Origin of the sequence: Cytobacillus solani (assembly GCF_001420595.1) — a bacterium.
Lineage (GTDB): Bacteria > Bacillota > Bacilli > Bacillales > Cytobacillaceae > Cytobacillus > Cytobacillus solani.
In genome coordinates this window covers 2,587,394-2,603,874 of the sequence record NZ_LJIX01000006.1, presented here as the reverse complement: position 1 = coordinate 2,603,874, position 16,481 = coordinate 2,587,394, and the positions used below count along the sequence as shown (strand labels likewise).

Sequence of the window (16,481 nt, the reverse complement as noted above, 5' to 3'; positions counted from 1 at the left end):
GTAAAAATATAGATAGTTTATTGCAAACCTTTTTTGTGGAAATTTGCGATTCTTCGTTTAGAAGGGTCGCATTTTTTTTACGCTTATTTAGGCAGGACTTTTTTTCGTGATCAGAAAAAAATATCTTAGCCCTTTATTGCCAAATTAATAACAAAATATTGTATTCAAATGAAGTATTTTTATAGATAAATGCTAATACAATTTTAGTGGTGGTTTTTTATCTTGGGTAAGGGGTGACATCGTGATGAATGCTAACTCACAAGATTTGAATAGGGAAATGAATGCTGAAATGTTTGTTACACGATCTTTAGATGAAATTCGATTCTGGTCTAGAATCATGAAAGAACATTCATTGTTTCTCAGGTTAGGGTTTCGATGTGACGATACACAATTAATCGAGGAAGCAAATCAATATTATCGATTGTTTGAACAAATTGAACAGCGATCTTATTCATTTACTAATCAAACGGACCCAGAACAAATAAAACGATTTAATTCAGAAGTTCAACAAGCTGCTACGGGTATATTTGCTTTTAAACGAAAAATATTAGGGTTAATTCTGACATGTAAATTGCCGGGTGCAAATAATTTTCCTTTGTTGGTTGATCATACAAGCCGAGAGGCGAATTATTTTAGAAAACGATTAATTGAATTAAATGAGGGGAAGCTGAAGCCGCTAGCGGATGCAATTATTAAAGAAAATGTTTTTTTCTTAAGAATAATGGCAGATCATGCAAAGTTTATTGGACATCTGCTGGATCCATCGGAAAGAAAGTTAGTTGATATGGCTCGAAACTTTAGCAATGATTTCGATACATTAGTTTTTCAAGCTAGAGATTTAGATTCAATGAGACCACAATCTCAAACAGTTCCTCTGTTAGATCAATTCCTTGATGAAAACCGCGTATCCGTCGTATCACTACGTGACTTTAAGAAAACTGCAAGAGACTTAATCGAAGAATGTAAAATCAAAAGTATCATTCATCCACTTTTAGCAGATCATGTTTTCCGTGAGGCAGAAAGATTTCTTGAAATTATAGATATGTTTGAATCTCATCTTACAGGGGGAAAACCCAAACATAGATAAGAAGTATTATCGAGCCCTCCTGTTTTTCTTTACGTTTCATTATTGTTACACAGAAAATATTCCTAGCTAACAAAATAAAGAGGTACGAATTGGGAGGAATCACATTGCTTTCGCATAGTGATTCTTTTTATTTAAGAACAGGTATTCATAAATTTTACGAGGCAAGGGGTGCTAAATTACTAAAATCTAAAAAAATAAATATATAGGGGAAAGAATTAACTCTTATAGTATATCAATGGAAAGGTTTGAATCATATCCTTTCAAAATAAAAGTGTGTAAGTTCTTTCATTGAGAAAGTGGGTTTAGTGTGTTATCAACCAATCATAGGGCAATAGCTTTGTACAAAAGTATGGGATTTGTAGAGGAAGGCAGAAAAATTAAAGAAGTTAAGTTTGACGAGGACACATATGCAGATGACATTCTAATGTATAAATTCGTTTAATCCATTTTAATAAACAGGGAGAATAGGTGAGTTAAAGAAAGCAGGGGATTTTTTCCCCTGCTTTTTGCAGTTATTTCGATTGCTTAAAAATTTACACAAGTAACAAGAAACTGGGGTCAGTTCCCTTGCTTTTTATTTTTCCTTTGTCATTTTGATAAGCGTAATAATGTCCTTTGAAACTTCATTATAAGGAACGGTGTCTGCTTTTATATCGTTTTTTATCTTTTCAATCAGCTCAACCGCTGCTGGATTCGTTACCGTTAGTGTTTGTACATTGCCATTAAAGACCTTGTTCATAAAACTCTTAGCTTTAATGAGGTTATCGTCCTCTTCTTGAGCGGCTGTAGTATTAGCTGTATCTTTTTTATTTAAGTCTTTTCTAGACATTCCATCGACACCATTCAGTGTATGCTCCTGCATAGCGTCGTATTGAGTAGAAGTCACCTCAGGAGTTGCACGTGCAAGGATGACAGTATCATCAAGAACAAACACCTTTATGCCTGTAATACCTTCACCGCCCAATCTTGATTCAAGATGAGAAGAAATCCCGCCATCATGCAACCCAGAGCTTCCTATTAAGCTGTATACATTTGTTCCTGTTCCATGAGAGGTTCCGCCATGTTCATCCGTTGTTTGCCTTTTTGCCCCGTTTTCACTAGGAATAACTAAGCCATCATTTAAATTTCTTGTTGTTACACTTTTATCATAGACATTTGTTCCTGATGATCCATGTTTGGCATGCTGTCCTTCCTCCGCTTTAACAGTTTCATCCATTCCATTTTGTTGACCTGCACATGCGGAGAGGAAAAAAACCCCGCTAAGGATCGCTGTATTTTTCCAAATTTTTTTCATAATCTTCCACCTCAAAAAATTAGATTTAGTGTTATCATGCCCAACTTTTTTTTATGTATGAATGAATTTTTTTGGGGCAATCTAACCTTAAAATGTAGGAGGTGGATTTTATGCCAGAAAACACCAAACAACAGGATAAGAATGAATCTCTCACACGGCGCAGATTTCTCAAGAGTTCTGGGATAGCACTTGGCGGATTGGCTGTAGGTGGTGCATTAGGCAGTTTAATCCCATTTAAGGAAAAAACAAGTGTTGAAAATGTAAAGAGTGACAAGAAGACTGAAAACTATAATTTAGCATTAATGTATTTTACTCAAGAGCAATTCAGAATGGTGGAAGCTGCAACCGAGCGTATTTTCCCTGCCGACGATAATGGTCCGGGGGCTAAAGAGTTAGGTGTAGCCTACTTTATTGATCACCAGTTAAGTGGAGATTGGGGCTTTAATTCGAGAGAATACATGCAGCCTCCCTTTTTCAAAGGTGAAAAGGTCCAAGGATATCAAGGTCGAATAAGAAGACGTGAAATATTTGATATTGGATTACGAGAACTTCAAAACTATAGTTTAACGAAATATAAAAAAAATTTTATTGACCTGAGCGATGAGGAACAAGACGATGTTTTAACTGATTTTGCAGAGGACAAGGTAAACCTAACAACGATTTCCGCAAGCGGATTTTTTACTATGTTAAGGAGCGGCACATTAGAAGGGGCTTATAGTGATCCATTATATAGCGGGAACCGTAATATGGAAGGCTGGAAAATGCGGAATTACCCAGGCAGTCAAATGGCCTATACGGATGTCATTGATAAAAAATTTACTGTTATTCCGCCAGTAAGTTTAAAGGATCATCTAGGACATTAATTGCACCTAGAAAGAGCTGTATGAAATTGACTAAGAATGAGGTGTAAGAAGTGGCAAAAAAATTACCAAAGGTTGATGTTGTCATCGTTGGCGTTGGCTGGGCGGGCGGAATTATTGCAGCTGAGCTAACAAAACAAGGCTTAAATTGCGTCGGCTTAGAAAGAGGAAAGGAACGAAAAACAGAGGATTATTTTATGGTGCATGATGAGCTTCGTTATGCACTAAGGTACGAGATGATGCAGGATCTATCGAAGGAGACGATTACCTTCCGCGGAAATGAAAAAATCCGTGCGCTGCCAATGCGGCAATATGGATCCTTTTTATTAGGGGATGGTCTAGGAGGAGCCGGTGTCCATTGGAATGGGCAAACATATCGCTTTCTTCCCTATGATTTTGAGATTCGCAGCAAAACAATTGAAAGATACGGTGAAAAAAAGATTCCAAAGGATATGACCATACAAGATTGGGGCATTACCTATGATGAATTGGAGCCATATTTTGATAAATTTGAAAAAATGGCTGGCATTTCAGGGGAAGAAAACCCACTTGGAGGGAAAAGGTCAAATCCATATCCAACCCCACCGATGAAAACAACACCAGTTCTTGAAAAATTTAAAAAAGCTGCGACAAATTTAAAGCTTCATCCATACAATCGGCCATCTGCAAATCTTTCTGAAGCTTATACAAATCCGGACGGTGTATCGCGTGCGGCTTGTCAATATTGTGCTTATTGTGAGCGGTTTGGGTGTGAATATGGGGCAAAAGCAGATCCTGTAGTTACCGTTCTTCCAGTAGCAAAAAAGACAGGGAAGTTTGAAATTCGCACACATTCCAATGTTCGACGGGTATTGAAGACTGGAAATAAGGCAACCGGAGTTTTATATGTAGATACAACAACCGGAGAAGAAATTGAACAGCCCGCAGATATTGTTGTGTTAACAAGCTATGTATTTAATAATGTGCGCTTACTGTTACAATCAGGCATCGGCCGTCCATATGACCCAAAGACCGGGACGGGGGTCATTGGAAAAAATTATGCTTACCAGGTTCAAAAAGGTAGTGCAACGGGTTTCTTTGAAAAGGAAGAATTTAATACCTTTGCTGGTGCAGGTTCGCTTGGTATGGTGATCGATGATTATAACGGAGATAACTTTGATCATTCCAAACTGAATTTTATTCATGGAGGCTCCATTGCCATATCTCAAACAGGTTTGAGGCCAATTTCAAATAACAAGGTTCCTAAAGGTACTCCGTCATGGGGGAAGGAATTTAAAGAGAATTCGATTAAATATGCAAATCGTACACTATCCGTAGGAGGACAAGGGTCAAGCATGCCCTTTAAGCATCATTATTTGGATCTGGATCCAACATATAAGGATGAATTTGGAGATCCGCTTATTCGGATTACATACGATTTTGAGGAACAGGATCGCCAACTAGCTAAGTATTTAAATGAACGATGTGTAGAAATCATGAAAGAAATGGGAGCAGACCAGATTGATTCGATGAATGAGCTAGGTCCTTACGATATAACCACGTATCAATCCACTCATAATACAGGCGGTGTCATTATGGGAGCAGATCCTAATACTTCTGCCGTTAATAATTATATGCAAATGTGGGATGCTGAAAACGTCTTTGTCATCGGTGCAACAGCATTTGCCCATAATGGCGGCTATAATCCAACCGGCACGGTCGGGGCATTATCTTATCGGGCAGCTGAGGGTATTCTGTCCTATAAACAAAAAGGCGGTATCCTAGCATAAAAGACGAAACGAGGGGCAAATATGTTATCAAATATAGGTATCCCTGGCTTACTATTGATTCTAATCATAGCACTAATTGTCTTTGGTCCAAAAAAACTTCCAGAAATCGGATCTGCTTTTGGAAAAACATTATCTGAATTCAAACGGACGGCTACCTCGATCATCGATGATGAAGAGGAAAGTCTTAAAACAAGTAAAAAAGAAAATTCATAAGCGATTAATGAATTCATTTTGTTATGACTTTACGCAAATTAGAAAGCACCCTAAAGGGGTGTTTTTTTGTTTAGGACAACCATGTTATTGTCCTAAAGGATAGAAACAAAGGAAAATATTTGCTTTTATTCAAAATTATTAGCTATAATTAGTACTAGATACTATAACTAACTTCTAAAAAGGATCTGAGGTGTAATTGATGATAGGGGCAAGAATTACAGCAATAGGGACATTTGTCCCCGAAAAAAAATTAACAAATTTTGAGCTAGAACAAATGGTCGAAACGAATAATGAATGGATTATACAAAGAACAGGCATTCATGAACGCAGAATAACCCGTCCAGATGAATTTACAAGTGATATATGTGTATCTGCTGTAAAGGATTTGATGTACAGATTCAATAAAAAAGTTGAAGATGTAGACATGATTATAGTAGCAACAAGTACACCAGATTTTCCATTCCCCTCAGTTTCAAGTATCATCCAAAATCAGTTAAAAATTTCTCAAACAGGAGCAATCGATTTAAGTGCAGCTTGCGCTGGATTTGTATATGCATTGCATACTGCTCACAGCTTAATTTCCAGTGGTCTTCACAAAAAGGTATTAGTGATTGGTGCAGATACACTTTCGAAAATTACTGATTATACAGATAGAAGTACATGTATTTTATTTGGTGATGGAGCTGGTGCAGTGTTAGTTGAAAGAGATGAAGAATCAAAAAGCTTCACTGGATTCCATCTTGGAAGTGATGGGAGCGGCTCCCAGCATGTATACCGCTCTGGGTTATCAAAAAAGGTTAATGGAATTGAATTAATTGATACCCAATTTCTTGTACAGAATGGGAGAGAAGTTTTTCGTTGGGTTGTTAGGAATATTCCCGATAGTGTTAGGATGATTTTGGAAAAAACACAAATGAGTATAGATCAAATTGATTGGTTTATCCCTCATAGTGCTAACTTAAGGTTGATTGAACCGATTTGTGAAAAATTAGAATACCCTATAGAAAAAACACTTTACAGTTTAGTCAACTTTGGAAATACGTCTGCAGCAACCATTCCATTAGCTCTTGATTTAGGAATTCGTACTGGAAAAGTTAAAAATGGAGATCGAGTGTTAATGTATGGTTTTGGATCTGGTTTGGTTCACGCGGGACAACTTTTAGAAATCAATTTAGATGAGCAAAAGAATACACCTAGACCTCTTTGATATTATTTTTAGTCTATAAAAACATTGTGTATTCACAAAGCTTTCACTTCCTTCGATAATATTTATAGTTTATGGACATTTTATTATTATTGGGGGTGAATATTTTGACAGAAAAGGACTTTCAAAATGTTAGTTTAGGCGGAAAGATAGTAAAGGAAAAGGGAAATGGTGGAGATCAAATTCACGGGCACGAGAAAGAAAATAAAAATGGAAAATTTAATACGAATCCCAAAGTTGATTTAAAGTAATAATTATTGAACCAGTTGACCTTTTAGTTAACTGGTTTTCATTTGTTCAAAGTTGATGATAGATTTGATTGGAAAATAGAGCCGAAAATGCTAATAAAATAAATAATTGAAATATGTTTTTTCAAAAAGTTATTGACTAGAGTAAATATAAGTAATAAAATTATTTTGAATTAAAGATATTTTAAATAAAGATATTGTTTTATACATAGTTCTTGAAGATTAACCTTCTTTATACGAATTATTTTATAAGAAATAACAAACTTTTATTACGAGGAGAATGGAAATGGATTTTGTAAATTTGGTACAGGATAGACGATCAGCGAGTAACTTTTTAACAGATCAAGTAATTGAACAGAAAGAATTAAATGAAATTTTTGAATTAGTAAAGCTTGGTCCATCGGCCTTTAATTTACAGCATACAAGATATGTAACTGTTGTAGACCCTGATTTGAAAGAAAAAGTTAGGAAAGCAGCAAATGGACAGTATAAGGTTTCAAGTGCTTCTGCAGTTATTTTTGTAGTTGGTGATAAAAAAGCTTATCAGCAGGCTCCTGAAATTTATGAAGGATTACAGCTATTAGGAATAGTAAATAAGCAAGAATATGATCATATGGTTAATGATACAGTCTCATTCTATGAAACAAGGGGCGAAGTATTTCAACGAGACGAGGCTATCAGAAATGCATCGCTATCAGCCATGCTATTTATGTTAGCTGCTAAGGAAAAAGGGTGGGATACATGTCCGATGATTGGATTTAATCAAGAGGAGATAAGGGGTTTATTGAAGATCGATGAACAATATGAGGTTGTTTTGATGATTACAATCGGGAAAGAAAAGGTTTCAAGCAGAAAACCTAGAGGCTATCGAAAGCCTGTTAGTGAATTCGTCACTTACATCTAAAATTCTAGATTTTAATAAGGAGTGAAAAATAATGAAAAAACAAACGATGGGGATCCACCATATAACAGCAATTGTTGGCCACCCGCAAGAAAATGTAGATTTTTATGCAGCGGTACTAGGACTGCGCTTAGTAAAAAGAACAGTAAACTTTGATGATCCGGGTACATATCATCTTTATTTCGGTAATAATGAAGGAAAACCCGGAACGATAATTACATTTTTTCCTTGGCCAAATGCTTACAAAGGAAAAATCGGAGATGGGCAAGTTGGAGTCACTTCATATGTAGTCCCAATTGGTGCAATGGAATTTTGGGAAAAGAGATTAGAAAAGTTCAATATTCTATATACTAAAACAGAGCGTTTTGGAGAGAAATATTTACAATTTGATGATCCACATGGACTTCACCTGGAAATTGTTGAACGAGAAGGTGGGGAAGAGAATACTTGGGCTTTCGGAGATGTGAAACCAGATGTTGCAATTAAAGGCTTTGGCGGAGCAACGCTTTTCTCAAAACAGCCTGAACAAACAGCTGAAGCACTAGAGAAAGTCATGGGACTCAAGCGAATAGGGAAAGAAAATGATCTTGTCCGTTATCAATCTACAAGTGAGATTGGAAATATTATTGATTTAAAATTGTCGACAGCTGGCCGAAGTCAAATGGGTGTTGGAACAGTCCATCATATTGCATGGAGAGCAAGTAGCGACCAAGATCAATTAGAGTGGAAGAAATATGTTGAAGGCTTTGGCTATGGGGTTACACCTGTGAAAGACAGAAATTACTTTAATGCCGTTTACTTTAGAGAACATGGAGAAATTTTATTTGAGATTGCTACAGATCCTCCAGGATTTGCTCATGATGAACCGGAAGAAACAATGGGTGAACAATTAATGTTGCCTAGCCAATATGAGCCACATAGAGAAAAAATTGAAGAAATTATCCTTCCTATTGAAGTGAGAGAGTTAGATTAAATATAAACAATCGTATATTTAGGAAATGAAATTTTTACATCCCATTAAGCGGAAAAAGTGATGCCCAAGATTTAATTACAGTAAGTGAATCTGGAAAGTTAATTGTTTTTAAACCATAACTAGAATGTTAAAAAGCAACATCTTTAAAATAGATGTTGCTTTTAATGTATTTACAATTGTTTAACCATAATAATATGTGGACCAATAGGGGGATAGTCAAAAACTTCCCCATGAACTTCAAAACCTAATTTAGAATAATATGCTTGTACTGTTGTTCTTCCTTTGCACCATAGCAGGTCAAAGCCTTGCGATTTAATTGAATTTTCCGCATAGGAAATAAGCGATCTCCCTGCACCTAACTTTCGAAACTCCTCGAGAGTTGCCATCCCTCTTAGCCGATACTGCATTTCCGTTTGAAAATCAGGATTTTTCTCGATACAAAATGATCCAACACTTATTAGTATTTTTTGATAAAAGACTCCAACATGAAAGGCACCATTCCCGTGGTCAGTGTCATATTTGCAGTCCTCGATCGTTTGGTGGGGGCGCAATACGGAATGTCTAATAATGTACGTCAACTCTGGCTCTATTTCTCTAATTTCAATCATGCTGTACCTCCCGCTTATTTACATGAATGATAGGAACTTTGTATTAAATAATTCTAGGTTCATTCTATTAATCCTGCTTAAATAAAAAGCTGTATTTATTAAAGGGTAAAGGTTTGTTTCTTATTTTGAGTAAACTATAATATAAGTAATTACTTTTATGTGTTTTGGGTTTTTAATAACAATTTAAAGTGAGGATAAAATGAATAAAGGACCGGATGAACAAAAACAAGTCGTATTACAAGTCGGAGCTGTACTTAAAAAACTCCGTAAAGAAAAGAAATGGAGTCTTGAAGATTTATCGGAATTATCGGGAGTAAGTAAGCTAACTCTAGGAAACATTGAGCGCGGAGAAACAAACCCAACTATAGGAATGTTATGGAAGATTTCGAAAAGCTTATCGATTCCACTCATGTCATTATTTTCTAATGAGGATAGTAGTGTGAATCTGTCCCGTGCTGGAAAAGGATTAAGAATTTCTGGAGAGGAGAAAAACTGGGCAATTGAGCCAATTTTTCAACATACGAATAATGAAATGGAAATGTATCGGGCTTATTTACAACCAAATAGCTCATACTATCCAGAAAAACATCACCAGAATACGACAGAATTAGCAACAGTCATGTCAGGGACCATTTTAATTCAAGTTAATAATGAATCCTACATTTTAAACCAATATGATTCAATTAGTTTCCGTGCAGATGGGGAACATTCTTATACTAATGATTCAAACGAAGTTGTAGTTCTCCATATCATATTAAAATATAGCGTTTAATCATTATATTACATTGTAAACGTTGATTAGCCCTCTATCAATATAAAGGATAGGGGGTTATTCTTTTGAAATTCATAGAATCGGGATGAGAATATAAAAACATAGACAATTTACAAATGATATATTATAGTATACAAAAAACATGTTAAAATATATTTTGCTTTACGACTATCAACTGGAATACTGAAAATGATACTTTATTAAATATAAAGTAGAGGCACAGAGATATTCCATGTAACTGGAGGAAACACCATGAATACAACAAATCAAGCAACGATCGAACAGGAAATAAAGACAGCCCCAAATGGCCGTAAATCATCAGCCTTTTGGGTAATGATCATAGGAATCATATTTGTTGCAACTAATTTACGTTCACCTTTAACTTCGGTAGGGCCATTAGTAGGTTTTATTAGGGATTCAATGCATATTTCAAATACTTTGGCAGGAATGATTACGACATTGCCATTACTTGCTTTTGCATTTTTCTCACCTATTGTCCCTAGGTTAGGACGAAAATTTGGAATGGAACCTATTGTTCTAGCATCCCTCATTATTCTTACACTTGGAATTATCTTGCGTTCTCTTTCTGGAGTAGCAACCTTATATATTGGTACAGCTGTCATAGGTTTAGCTATTTCCGTTTGTAACGTATTGTTGCCAAGTCTTATAAAAAGAGAGTTCCCGACAAAAATTGGCTTAATGACGGGTGTGTATTCCATTTCTATGAACCTACTTGGAGCAATTGCCTCTGGTATTAGTGTACCAATTGCCATTCATTTAGGATTTGGCTGGCAAGGTGCATTGGGAATATGGGGTTTTTTAAGTTTTGTATCCATTTTAACTTGGCTGCCGCAAATGAAACGTCGAAATCGGAATGCAGCCAATATTCATATAAAAACAGATGACAGTAGAGTAAATGTATGGACTTCCGCAATAGCTTGGCAAGTATCATTGTTTATGGGATTACAGTCCATGTTGTTTTACGTCCTTATCGCGTGGCTGCCTGAAATTTTAAAGGTACAAGGAATAAGTTCAGATCGATCTGGCTGGTTGCTTACTATTATGCAGCTAGCTTTGCTCCCATTTACATTTATCGTTCCCGTCATCGCTGGACGAATGTCCAGTCAACGTTCCTTAGTTACCATTACGTCAGGTTTATTATTAGCTGGAACGCTAGGATTGCTATACGGCAGTTCAAGTTTAATTGTTTTGTGGGTGATATTATTTGGTATTGGCGGGGGCTTTGCCTTTAGTTTAGCAATGATGTTCTTTAGCTTGCGTACAAAAAATTCACATCAAGCAGCAGAGCTTTCTGGAATGGCACAATCAGTCGGTTACCTGCTTGCAGCTATTGGTCCAACGCTCTTTGGATATATACATGATGCAACCAGTAGCTGGACGATCCCACTTCTTATCTTGGTTGGTGCTTCAGTTTTGCTCTTAATATGCGGACTAGGTGCTGCTAGAGATCGATTTATCGGTAAATAATATAAAAAATTTATTCATTAATTATTTGCTGTTTATCTATAAATATGATAAATTAATTGGAAATTAGAGGTGGATAAAATGTTTACTTTAAGAAAGTTAATTTCATTGTCTCAATTACATCATCATATTGATTAGCCTTGCTATACGATTTTAAAAGAATCGCTAATAGGAAGGCTATTTATCATTAAACCGTATTTGATTAAGTTCAACACTTACATCAAGTGCGGTTTTTTATTTTCAAAAAAATAGTGGAGGGTTCTGAAAATGAGAAAAATGAATATTCAAAATGTAAAGGGTACACAAGATTACTTGCCAAATGCTGAAATGGTAAGGAAGGAAATTACAAAAATATTAGAAGAGACGTTTGTCCAATACGGCTGCAAGCCTCTGGAAACACCCATTTTGAATTATACTGAATTACTTGCTTCAAAGTATGGCGGAGGAGCTGAAATTTTAGAGGAAATGTATACATTATCAGATAGAGGAGAAAGAGACCTTGCTTTAAGATATGATCTCACAATCCCTTTTGCAAAGGTTGTTGCAATGAATCCGGCAATTAGGATGCCCTTTAAGCGATATGAAATTGGGAAAGTATTTCGAGATGGTCCCATAAAGGCTGGTAGGTTCCGCGAGTTTACTCAATGTGACGTTGATATTGTTGGAGTCGAGTCTCAAATAGCAGAGGCAGAATTAATGAAAATGGCATTAGATGCTTTTAAAAAACTTGAATTGAATGTAATCATTCAATATAACAATCGAAAATTATTGACTGGAATGCTCGAATTCTTTGAAACAGATAATAAACAGATCAATAAAGTAGTACTAATACTTGATAAACTTGAAAAAGTAGGATTAGAAGCTGTACTTTCTGAGCTCACTAAACTAGGATTACAAGCTTCAACTATTAAATTGATCGAACAATTTTTGATTGATAAAAATAATAAAAATTATAGCTACTTTGAGCCAGCCTCCAAAAAAAATGATCTTGTTAAACAAGGACTAGAAGAGTTAAAGGAATTAGATATGTATTTGGAATATCTTGATATTAATGGACAATGTGTATTTAATCCATTTTTAGCAAGGGGGTTAGAAATATATACTGGTACTATTTATGAAATTTTTTTAGCAGATCAATTAATAAAGTCTAGTATTGGAAGTGGCGGAAGATATGACAATGCAATCGGAGGACTGATGGGGACGAATGAAAGCTTTTCTACAGTTGGAATATCGTTCGGATTAGATGTTATTTATTCCGCTATTACGTCATCGGGCAATATTTTTCTGGAAAATTCGAATGTGGATTTTTATATCATCCCATTAAATACAAAGAAAGAATCGTTACTGCTGGCAAGTTATTTAAGGACTAAAGGTTATAATGTTGAGTTAGAGTTGGGTAATAAGAAGATTAGTAAAGCACTTGATAAAGCAAACAAGGAAAAAGTTCGTAACGTCATTATAATCGGTGAAGATGAAGTCAAAAATAATCAATTTAAAATAAAAGATATGGGATCTGGTGAAGAAAAAAATGAAGATTTTATGTTTAAAAAATAGGTATATTGATCGGAAACTTCATTAATGTTAAAAGTGATCCTGTAGGGAGATTTTTTTTACAACCAACAACTATATTATTTTTGTAATCATTTCGACAAGATTTTTTGGTTTGTTAGGTTAAGTGTCATAAATTTAATAGTAGAAAAATTTTTTTGGGAGTCATACTATAGAGGTATGACTTTTTTATCCAAGAAAGATATGGTTAGCTAAATAAAAAGACCACATAAATATTCTTCTAAACTTGGGTTATAAAAATATATTTGAAGGAAGGTTGATCCATAATGGATACACAAATAACAACAAAGTTTAAAATAAATAAATCTGCAAAAGAGGTGTTTGAAGCGATAGTTGATCCAGTGGAAATAGGAAACTTTTGGTTTTCTTCAAGTTCTGAGAGATGGGAACAAGGAAGAATGATTACTTTGAAATATGATGAATACGGAGCGGAAGGAATTATACATGTTTTAGAAGTAGATCCAAACAAGAATATCGTGTTTACATGGGGAGCAGAACATGATGAAGAAACGGTGGTAACAATTACATTAAATGAGTTAGATAAGATGAGTACAACTATAGAAGTATGCGAATCAGGTTTTAAAAAAGAGGATCCTGAACTAGTAAATAAAATGGTAGGTCAAAAGGGAGGTTGGGTATATATGTTATCTTGTTTAAAGAGTTACTTAGAGAATGATGTTAATAATTTGAGGGCTTCCATGCTCAATTAAGTATCGATAGAATATGAAGAATAATATCATGAAAAAGAATGATTAAATTTTAACATTGGAATTATATTTTAATTAGCAGGCTTGTTGTAGAAAAAATGAAAAAAGCCTAAATTCTTAAAAGTAAGCAAGAAACCAGGCTTTTAATTGATTTGGATTTCCTAACATTCATTAATATTGATTTAACTGATCTTAACCTGAACAATCGAGTTTATTATGTGTATGGAATCCCATTCTCCTGAAGAAAACAAGGTGATGGGGTATTTTTTTGGAAAAAGTGTGCTGTTAATCTGGTCTGGTGTCAATCCATCAGTATGGAGCTTGATTACCTTTTCTTGGAGATCTAACAAATAATCTAGCTTTTTTTGTAAAGCAGTTCGCCCATTCTCTAAGTAGCCAGCATGGCTGCAAAACACATCATCAAAGTTATAGGTTAATATTTTATTCAGAGATTCAATGATCGTTGGAATACTTTCTTCACGTAAAATGACCTTTGTCTTTTCCTGGCAATACAAATCACCTGTGAATAGTTGACCGGTTTCACGATTTAAAAAAGCTAAGTGGTCAATTGAATGACCAGGTGTTTCAATGACGTCCCATATTGCATTTCGGGATGAAAAGGTTTTTCCGATTGCCATTGCATAGAATGGACTTCGTTTCCCCCAAAATAATTTTCGATACATGGGATAATCTGGCTTCTTTTTACAGTAATCAAGCATTTTATCACTCATATTAATAGGTAACTGGAGTTCTTTATGTAAAATGGCAGCACAGCCTGTATGGTCCTCATGAAAATGCGTGACCACCACTTGATTAATATCCTGTTGTTTAAAAAATGACATAAATTGCTGTTCTAATGATTTTGCTCCCGTATCAATTAAAACACCATCAACAACGAAACAATGAACATTTAAATGTACCCCTCGAAATGCTACTGTACCGTTTCCGATTTGAACCCCATTTATTGTCTGCTGTTTAAAATTTCTCTTTAATAACAAAAATGAAACCTCCCCATAACCTCCCTTTTGATAAATTCTAACGCAAAATGAACGAAAATTCATTATTATTTAAAAATATTGGTAAAATTATGAAGTGTTGGACTTTAGCGATTGTCCGTATTTTCGCTGAACTAGAACTTTTGCAGCAAAATCAAACAGTGATTATTAGAAATAATAGAATTCTCTTGATATTTTTTTTTATTTATTTTAAGATCAATTACAGTCTTTAAAGGTCTTTAATGTATTTATAAAGGAGAGAAGTGATGAAATACTCAAGAGCCACAAATTATGCATTACACACTATGGTTTATTTAACTTTACAACCAAAGGGAAAAACGATTGGTGTAGAACAATTAGCCAAAATTCAAAATCTCTCACCAACTTATCTATCTAAGATTTTAACAAAACTTGTGAAAGCAGGATTAATTGAATCCATCCCTGGTGTAAAGGGTGGATATAGCATTGTAAGACAGTCTAATGAAATCACTTTTTTAGATGTTATACATGCAATTGAAGGAAAGACATCTTTGTTTAATTGTTCTTTTGATCATGAAGATTTACAAAATGGAGATTGCTTAATTGAAAATGTAATGATCGAGGCAGAAAAAAAGATGAAAGAAGAATTAAACAGCAGATTAATTCTTGATATTGCAAACCAAATCAATAAAGAAACATTATAATAATGACTCTTTTTTATAATATTTATAATATTAAAAGTCTGTAAATAGGCGATTGGAAGAAGGGGAATCACTTAGGAAGCAGCAATCAGGGAGACAAAAGAAGAATCGGGCATAGAAATTGAAGTGACCAAATTTTGTGGTATTTTTCAAAACTTTGATCGATCAATCTGTAATACATTGTTTTTGGGTAAAATGGTAACTTGGAAGAATTTTAGACAAAGAATAGAATACTGTTTGGATGATCGTTATCAGCCCTTTTATGTAGAGTTTACTGGAAGCGGTAATGAGAGTTAATCTCCCCAGCTTATGATCAAAAAATAAAGAAATCTAGATAATAAATTTATTATTATTAATTATTTGATTCTAAATGGATGATCATTCGTAAAAGCTAGATCAGCGGGAGGAAAGAAAAGCGCCAAATAAAATATTTAATTCCAATGTGCTTTATGAAAATGAGTATTTTTTATTAATGATATTTTTTGGGATGATACAAAAAAATTGTGGAGGACTGAAAGTGAAACAAAACAATATCAAAATTATAAAATATATTCCTAAGTATGCAAAACAAACGGTGGAAATGTGGCGAGAATGCAAGGAACTGGCGATTGGTCAGAAAGAAACTCATAGTTTTGACAATCACTTATATTTTTTAAATCATATATTAACTGATCATTTTCAAGTAGACTTAGCGCTTATCGATGAAAAAGTTGTTGGAATGATTGCATATAATGATAGAGAAATAAATCAACTCTACATACATATAGAGTTTCAAGGTATTGGTATCGGCCAAACCTTGTTGGATAGAGTAAAAGCACAATCAAGTGGAAGATTAACATTGTACACATTCGAAGTAAATGAAAAAGCTCAACGATTCTACGAAAAGCATGGATTTGAAATGATAGGCAGAGGGTATGAAAATGAAGAAAACTTACCTGATATTCAATATGAGTGGTCAGCTAAATAATGCATCTTGGATATAACTAGGGGATTTGAATTACAAATAAAAATGATCGAAACTGAAATTAAAACAATATGGATGGCACATAGTATCCCAGGAATGGCTATAGCACTTGTTAATGAGGTTTTATCACATCAATTGATTAAAAAAATTGA

The 16,481-nt window shown here is 34.6% G+C and carries 17 protein-coding genes and 2 pseudogenes; 16 read left to right on the top strand and 3 right to left on the bottom strand.

All coding sequences use genetic code 11. From position 1 onward, the window contains the following. Positions 1 to 244: 244 nt before the first annotated feature. Positions 245 to 1,087, top strand: coding sequence for a DUF2935 domain-containing protein (locus AN957_RS14785; protein WP_053476240.1), 843 nt, complete (start codon positions 245 to 247; stop codon positions 1,085 to 1,087). A 307-nt stretch (positions 1,088 to 1,394) separates the two neighbouring features. Further along, a pseudogene (locus AN957_RS28575) lies at positions 1,395 to 1,529 on the top strand (N-acetyltransferase family protein); the annotation flags it as partial. 132 nt (positions 1,530 to 1,661) lie between these two features. Here the strand turns inward: AN957_RS28575 and AN957_RS14780 are convergent. Then, on the bottom strand, positions 1,662 to 2,381 hold the full coding sequence (locus AN957_RS14780; RefSeq protein ID WP_056684858.1) for a hypothetical protein: 720 nt from the start codon (positions 2,379 to 2,381) through the stop codon (positions 1,662 to 1,664). 110 nt (positions 2,382 to 2,491) lie between these two features. Between AN957_RS14780 and AN957_RS14775 the strand changes: the two genes are divergently transcribed. The 7 genes from AN957_RS14775 (at position 2,492) to AN957_RS14750 (ending at position 8,549) form a co-directional block, all read left to right on the top strand. After that, positions 2,492 to 3,244: a gluconate 2-dehydrogenase subunit 3 family protein gene (locus AN957_RS14775; RefSeq protein ID WP_053476238.1), complete on the top strand. Its 753-nt coding sequence runs from the start codon at positions 2,492 to 2,494 to the stop codon at positions 3,242 to 3,244. Between the two features lie 50 nt (positions 3,245 to 3,294). Next, the gene (locus AN957_RS14770; protein WP_053476237.1) at positions 3,295 to 5,010 is read left to right on the top strand and encodes a GMC family oxidoreductase; all 1,716 of its coding nucleotides are present in this window, start codon (positions 3,295 to 3,297) and stop codon (positions 5,008 to 5,010) included. Positions 5,011 to 5,031: 21 nt separating this feature from the next. Next, entirely contained in the window at positions 5,032 to 5,223 is a 192-nt protein-coding gene (gene tatA / locus AN957_RS14765; protein ID WP_053476236.1) for a twin-arginine translocase TatA/TatE family subunit, read from the top strand. Positions 5,224 to 5,422: 199 nt separating this feature from the next. Further along, complete coding sequence (locus AN957_RS14760; RefSeq protein WP_053476235.1) at positions 5,423 to 6,430, top strand: ketoacyl-ACP synthase III; 1,008 nt, start codon at positions 5,423 to 5,425, stop codon at positions 6,428 to 6,430. Positions 6,431 to 6,534: 104 nt separating this feature from the next. Next, positions 6,535 to 6,678: a hypothetical protein gene (locus tag AN957_RS27775; protein WP_172797603.1), complete on the top strand. Its 144-nt coding sequence runs from the start codon at positions 6,535 to 6,537 to the stop codon at positions 6,676 to 6,678. Between the two features lie 283 nt (positions 6,679 to 6,961). Continuing rightward, the gene (locus tag AN957_RS14755; protein ID WP_380000820.1) at positions 6,962 to 7,579 is read left to right on the top strand and encodes a nitroreductase family protein; all 618 of its coding nucleotides are present in this window, start codon (positions 6,962 to 6,964) and stop codon (positions 7,577 to 7,579) included. A 31-nt stretch (positions 7,580 to 7,610) separates the two neighbouring features. Beyond that, positions 7,611 to 8,549, top strand: a complete 939-nt coding sequence (locus tag AN957_RS14750; RefSeq protein WP_053476233.1) for a ring-cleaving dioxygenase — start codon at positions 7,611 to 7,613, stop codon at positions 8,547 to 8,549. Between the two features lie 170 nt (positions 8,550 to 8,719). Here AN957_RS14750 and AN957_RS14745 read toward each other — a convergent pair whose 3' ends face one another. Next, on the bottom strand, positions 8,720 to 9,157 hold the full coding sequence (locus tag AN957_RS14745; protein ID WP_053476232.1) for a GNAT family N-acetyltransferase: 438 nt from the start codon (positions 9,155 to 9,157) through the stop codon (positions 8,720 to 8,722). A 199-nt stretch (positions 9,158 to 9,356) separates the two neighbouring features. On the opposite strand from AN957_RS14745, the gene AN957_RS14740 reads away from it, so the two are divergent. From AN957_RS14740 to AN957_RS14725, 4 genes are all read left to right on the top strand, one after another. Further along, positions 9,357 to 9,929, top strand: coding sequence for a helix-turn-helix domain-containing protein (locus AN957_RS14740; RefSeq protein ID WP_053476231.1), 573 nt, complete (start codon positions 9,357 to 9,359; stop codon positions 9,927 to 9,929). A 252-nt stretch (positions 9,930 to 10,181) separates the two neighbouring features. Next, on the top strand, positions 10,182 to 11,417 hold the full coding sequence (locus AN957_RS14735; RefSeq protein WP_053476230.1) for a CynX/NimT family MFS transporter: 1,236 nt from the start codon (positions 10,182 to 10,184) through the stop codon (positions 11,415 to 11,417). Between the two features lie 264 nt (positions 11,418 to 11,681). Further along, positions 11,682 to 12,968 carry a histidine--tRNA ligase gene (locus AN957_RS14730; protein ID WP_056684855.1) on the top strand — a complete coding sequence of 429 codons (1,287 nt, stop codon included), beginning with the start codon at positions 11,682 to 11,684 and terminating at the stop codon, positions 12,966 to 12,968. Between the two features lie 281 nt (positions 12,969 to 13,249). Continuing rightward, positions 13,250 to 13,693, top strand: coding sequence for an SRPBCC family protein (locus AN957_RS14725; RefSeq protein WP_053476228.1), 444 nt, complete (start codon positions 13,250 to 13,252; stop codon positions 13,691 to 13,693). A 179-nt stretch (positions 13,694 to 13,872) separates the two neighbouring features. On the opposite strand, the gene AN957_RS14720 is transcribed toward AN957_RS14725, so the two are convergent. Next, positions 13,873 to 14,688, bottom strand: coding sequence for an MBL fold metallo-hydrolase (locus tag AN957_RS14720; protein WP_053476227.1), 816 nt, complete (start codon positions 14,686 to 14,688; stop codon positions 13,873 to 13,875). A 263-nt stretch (positions 14,689 to 14,951) separates the two neighbouring features. On the opposite strand from AN957_RS14720, the gene AN957_RS14715 reads away from it, so the two are divergent. The 3 genes and pseudogenes from AN957_RS14715 to AN957_RS14710 all read left to right on the top strand — a co-directional run bounded on the left by AN957_RS14715 (position 14,952) and on the right by AN957_RS14710 (position 16,332). Further along, positions 14,952 to 15,368 (top strand): Rrf2 family transcriptional regulator, encoded by a 417-nt coding sequence (locus AN957_RS14715; RefSeq protein WP_053476226.1) that lies wholly within the window; start codon positions 14,952 to 14,954, stop codon positions 15,366 to 15,368. 49 nt (positions 15,369 to 15,417) lie between these two features. After that, positions 15,418 to 15,662 (top strand): annotated as a pseudogene (locus AN957_RS28570) (NUDIX domain-containing protein); the annotation flags it as partial. Between the two features lie 190 nt (positions 15,663 to 15,852). Further along, a complete protein-coding gene (locus tag AN957_RS14710; RefSeq protein WP_380000813.1) occupies positions 15,853 to 16,332 on the top strand; it encodes a GNAT family N-acetyltransferase in 480 nt (159 codons plus the stop codon). Positions 16,333 to 16,481 lie beyond the last annotated feature (149 nt).